At 65.0% G+C, this 4,625-nt stretch carries 5 protein-coding genes; all 5 read left to right on the forward strand.

Annotated elements, in window-relative coordinates:
• Nucleotides 1-985, forward strand: a 985-nt coding sequence (gene mnmE, locus ENN83_RS04905; RefSeq protein WP_287184716.1) for a tRNA uridine-5-carboxymethylaminomethyl(34) synthesis GTPase MnmE, incomplete at its 5' end; no start/stop codon positions are given.
• Between the two features lie 3 nt (nucleotides 986-988).
• A complete protein-coding gene (mnmG, locus tag ENN83_RS04910) occupies nucleotides 989-2,863 on the forward strand; it encodes a tRNA uridine-5-carboxymethylaminomethyl(34) synthesis enzyme MnmG (protein WP_287184719.1) in 1,875 nt (624 codons plus the stop codon).
• A complete protein-coding gene (rsmG, locus tag ENN83_RS04915) occupies nucleotides 2,860-3,480 on the forward strand; it encodes a 16S rRNA (guanine(527)-N(7))-methyltransferase RsmG (protein WP_414707621.1) in 621 nt (206 codons plus the stop codon). The genes mnmG and rsmG overlap by 4 nt, the downstream gene beginning before the upstream one ends.
• Nucleotides 3,473-4,282, forward strand: coding sequence for a ParA family protein (locus ENN83_RS04920; protein WP_287184722.1), 810 nt, complete (start codon nucleotides 3,473-3,475; stop codon nucleotides 4,280-4,282). Before rsmG ends, ENN83_RS04920 begins: the two co-directional genes overlap by 8 nt.
• 16 nt (nucleotides 4,283-4,298) lie before the next feature.
• On the forward strand, nucleotides 4,299-4,625 hold a 327-nt coding region (locus ENN83_RS04925; protein WP_287184724.1), incomplete at its 3' end, for a ParB/RepB/Spo0J family partition protein.

Raw genomic sequence — 4,625 nt, forward strand, 5'->3', positions numbered from 1 at the left:
GGCAGAGCCCGGCGAATTCACCCGCCGTGCGCTGGAGAACGGCGTGCTCGATCTAGCCCAGGTCGAAGGGTTGGGCGATCTGCTGGAGGCCGAGACCGAGGCGCAGCGGCGGCAGGCCTTGCGCGTTCTGTCTGGGGCGCTGGGTGAAAAAGCGGAAGGTTGGCGGGCGGCATTGATCCGGGCCGCGGCCTTGCTCGAAGCGGTGATCGACTTTGCAGACGAGGATCTGCCCGTTGATGTGACGCCCGAAGTGGCGGATCTCTTGCAAGGCGTCGCCCGATCACTGAACACTGAAATTGCCGGGGTCGCAGCGGCCGAGCGCATCCGCGAGGGGTTCGAGGTCGCCATCGTCGGTCCGCCGAATGCCGGAAAATCGACGCTTCTGAACCATCTGGCTGGACGCGAGGCGGCGATCACGTCGGAACATGCGGGAACCACGCGGGATGTGATCGAGGTTCGGATGGATCTGAATGGCCTGCCCGTGACAATCCTCGACACGGCCGGGCTGCGCGACAGTGCCGACGCGGTCGAGACGATCGGAATCGAGCGTGCGATTGCGCGGGCGCGGAGTGCCGATCTGCGTGTCTTCCTCCTGGACGAGGCCGGGCGCATCGAAAGGTTGGAACCGGCGCCCGGAGATATCGTTGTGCGGGGCAAGGCGGATCTGATCGGGGCTGAGCAATTCGCGGTGTCCGGCAGGACGGGTCAGGGCGTTGGCGATCTGGTCGCGCGGATCACCGCATTTCTCGAAACCCGCGCGGCCCGTGCCGAAACCGCCACGCGGGAGCGGCATCGTCTGGCGATGCTTCGGGCAAGCGAATCTATTGCCGAGGCGCAGAATCAGCTATCGCTGGGGATGGACGCGGCGGAACTGGCCGCCGAGGATCTGCACCGTGCAATTCGTGCGCTTGATTCCCTCGTCGGCCGTGTCGATGTGGAGCAGGTGCTGGACGAGATCTTTGCGCGGTTCTGCCTGGGGAAGTGAGGAGTGTTTCACGTAAAACATCGCGACTTCGATGTCGTTGTCGTGGGGGGCGGCCATGCCGGGGCCGAGGCCGCCCATGCCGCCGCACGCCTTGGCGTCCGGGTCGCGCTGATCACGCTGCGCCGCGACGCGATTGGCGTGATGTCCTGCAATCCGGCCATCGGCGGGCTTGGCAAGGGCCATCTGGTGCGCGAGATCGACGCGCTGGACGGAATCATGGGACAGGCCGCGGATCGTGCGGGCATCCAGTTCCGTCTGTTGAACCGCCGTAAGGGGCCGGCTGTGCAGGGGCCACGCGCCCAGGCCGACCGACGAGCCTATCGCGAGGCCGTTCAGGCCGCGCTGTCCGCCGTGCCGAACCTGACGATCCTCGAGGCGGAGGTTGCGGACCTGATCGAAACCGCCGGGCGGATCGTCGGTATCCGCCTTGCGGATGGGGCCGAAATCGCCGCGGGCGCGGTCGTTCTGACCACAGGCACCTTTCTGCGCGGAGTTATCCATATCGGCGACCGGCAGTTTCCGGGCGGTCGGATGGGCGATCGTCCATCCGTGCCATTGGCCGAAAGGATCGATAGCTTCGGCCTGCCGCTGGGTCGGCTCAAGACCGGCACGCCGCCGCGCCTGGATGGCCGCACGATCGACTGGGATCGTCTGGAGGGTCAGCCCGGCGACGAAGAGCCGGTGCTTTTCTCCTTTCTTTCCAATGGGCTGCACCTGCCGCAAGTCTCCTGCAGTATCACCCACACCAATACGCAAACGCATGAGATCATCCGGCAGAACCTGTCGCGCTCGGCGATGTATGGGGGGCATATTGAAGGGGTCGGGCCGCGCTATTGCCCCTCGATCGAGGACAAGATCGTGCGGTTCGCCGACAAGGACTCGCATCAGATCTTCCTCGAACCCGAGGGGCTGGACGATCCGACCGTCTATCCCAACGGCATCTCGACTTCGCTCCCCGAAGAGGTGCAGCGGGCCTATGTCCGCTCCATCGCCGGGCTTGAGAACGCGGTGATCCTGCAACCCGGCTACGCGATCGAGTATGATTATGTAGATCCCCGCGCGCTGCGCAGCACGCTGGAATTGCGCGACGTGCCGGGGCTGTATCTTGCCGGGCAGATCAACGGCACCACGGGCTATGAAGAGGCCGCGGCGCAGGGGCTGGTCGCGGGGCTGAATGCTGCGCGCCATGTGTGGGGCAAGGGTCCGGCGCAATTCACCCGCACAAGCAGCTATATCGGCGTGATGATCGACGATCTCGTGACTCGCGGCGTCAGCGAACCCTACCGGATGTTCACCTCTCGGGCCGAGTTCCGGCTGTCATTGCGCGCCGACAATGCCGATCAGCGGCTGACTCCGCTGGGCCTGGAACTGGGGTGCGTCGGGGAAGAGCGCGCGCAGGTCTTTGCTGACAAGATGGAGCGGATGACGCGGGCGCGGGGACAATTGGACGCCATGTCGCTCACGCCGCGCGAGATATCGGCGGCTGGTATCAGGGTGAATGCCGATGGGAACCGGCGCAGCGGCTTTGACCTGCTGGCCTTTCCTGACGTCCGCTTGGCAGATCTGCTGACGCTGGACCCATCCCTTGCCGCGATTGATGCAGAGGTTGCGGCCCAGTTGGAGCGGGACGCGCTTTATGCGAATTACATCCGCCGTCAGGAACAGGACGTGCAGGCGATGCGGCGCGACGAGGCGCATGCCTTGCCGAATGATTTCCCTTTTGACCGCATTGACGGGTTGTCGAACGAGTTGAAGGGCAAGTTGATGGCGGCTCGACCTGAAACCCTTGCGCAGGCGGCGCGACTCGAGGGGATGACACCGGCCGCTCTGACGCTGATCCTTGCCCGGTTGCGGCAGATCGAGCGGCGCTCGGCATGATGGCGTCGCCCGGGGGGATTTCCGATGTTTCACGTGAAACATCGGACCGGCTTGACCGCCTTGCTGCTCTGCTGCGGAAGTGGAACCCGGCGATCAACCTGGTTTCGCGCGCGACGCTCGACGTCCTGGAAAGCCGCCATATCGGTGATTCCGCGCAGCTTTTCAGCCATTTGCCGAATGGCGCGCGACGCTGGACCGACCTGGGCAGCGGCGGCGGCTTTCCCGGCCTGGTCATCGCGATCCTGGCCGCCGAAGGCGCGCCTGATCTGGCCGTCGACCTGATCGAAAGCGATCAGCGCAAGGCCGTGTTTCTGCGGACGGCGGCGCAGGAGCTTGGCCTTGATAATGTGACCGTTTTCGCAAGCCGGATCGAGACCGTGCCATCGCGTCAGGCGGACGTGGTCTCGGCACGCGCCCTGGCGCCGCTGAGCCAGCTTCTGGACTTTGCCGACCGGCATCTGGCGCAAGGCGGGATCGCGCTTTTTCCCAAAGGCGCGCGCCATGACGAAGAGCTGGACGAGGCGCTTGCATCCTGGCGGTTCGACGTTCAGAAGATCCCCAGCACGACCGACCCCCAGGCCGTCATCCTGAAAATCGGAGGCATCGCCCGTGTCTGATCCGACGCGTCCCAACGGCCCGAAGATCATTGCCGTGGCCAACCAGAAGGGCGGCGTCGGCAAGACCACGACCGCGATCAACCTGGCCGCCGCGCTGGTCGAAGAGGGCTGCAGGGCGCTGATCGTCGATATCGACCCGCAGGGCAATGCCTCGACCGGGCTGGGGATCGAGGCCGGACAGCGCGCGCGCACCACCTATGACCTGCTGCTGGAAGAGGCGCCGCTGGATCAGATCGTGGTGAAGACCGAGATCGACGGCCTGTTGATCGCGCCCGGAACCACCGATCTCAGCTCGGCCGATATCGAGATGGTCGCGAATGAAAAGCGCAGTTTCCTGCTGCATGACGCGTTGCGCCAGCCCGCGATCGACGCCTATGGGCTGGATTTCGTGCTGATCGACTGCCCGCCTTCGCTGAACCTGCTTACGGTGAACGCGATGGTTGCCGCGCATTCGGTTCTGGTGCCGCTGCAAAGCGAGTTCTTCGCGCTCGAGGGGCTGTCGCAACTCATGCTGACGATTCGCGAGCTGCGCCAGACCGCGAATCCCTCACTGCGAATCGAGGGGGTCGTGATGACAATGACCGACCGCCGCAACAACCTGTCCCAGCAGGTCGAGAATGACGCGCGGGCCTATCTGGGGGATCTGGTGTTCCAAACCGTGATTCCGCGGAACGTGCGGGTGAGTGAGGCGCCGTCTTTTTCGATGCCGGTGTTGAGCTACGATCCCATGTCCAAGGGCGCGCAGGCTTACCGGGCCTTGGCACGCGAGATATTGGGGTTTAAACCAGCGATAACCGCATGATGTTGGGAGATTGCCCATGACTCTGAAGAACAAGGGCAAGCGGGGCCTCGGCCGGGGTCTGTCGGCGCTGATGGCGGATGTGCAGATCGACCCCGTTCCGGAGCAGGGCGAGGCGCCGCGCGGCAAGCCCGACCAGATCGTGACGCTCGACCTGCTGGAACCGAATCCCGATCAGCCGCGGCGGCAATTCTCGGACGAGGCGCTGCAGGAGCTCGCCGCTTCGATTCGCGAGAAGGGGGTGATCCAGCCCCTTATCGTCCGCCCCAGCAAGCGGACCGAGGGGCGATTCGAGATCGTGGCGGGCGAACGCCGCTGGCGGGCCTGCCAGATGGCGCAGACCCAC

It is taken from the genome of Rhodovulum sp. (assembly GCF_011048875.1).
In the GTDB taxonomy this organism is placed as follows: domain Bacteria; phylum Pseudomonadota; class Alphaproteobacteria; order Rhodobacterales; family Rhodobacteraceae; genus Rhodovulum; species Rhodovulum tesquicola.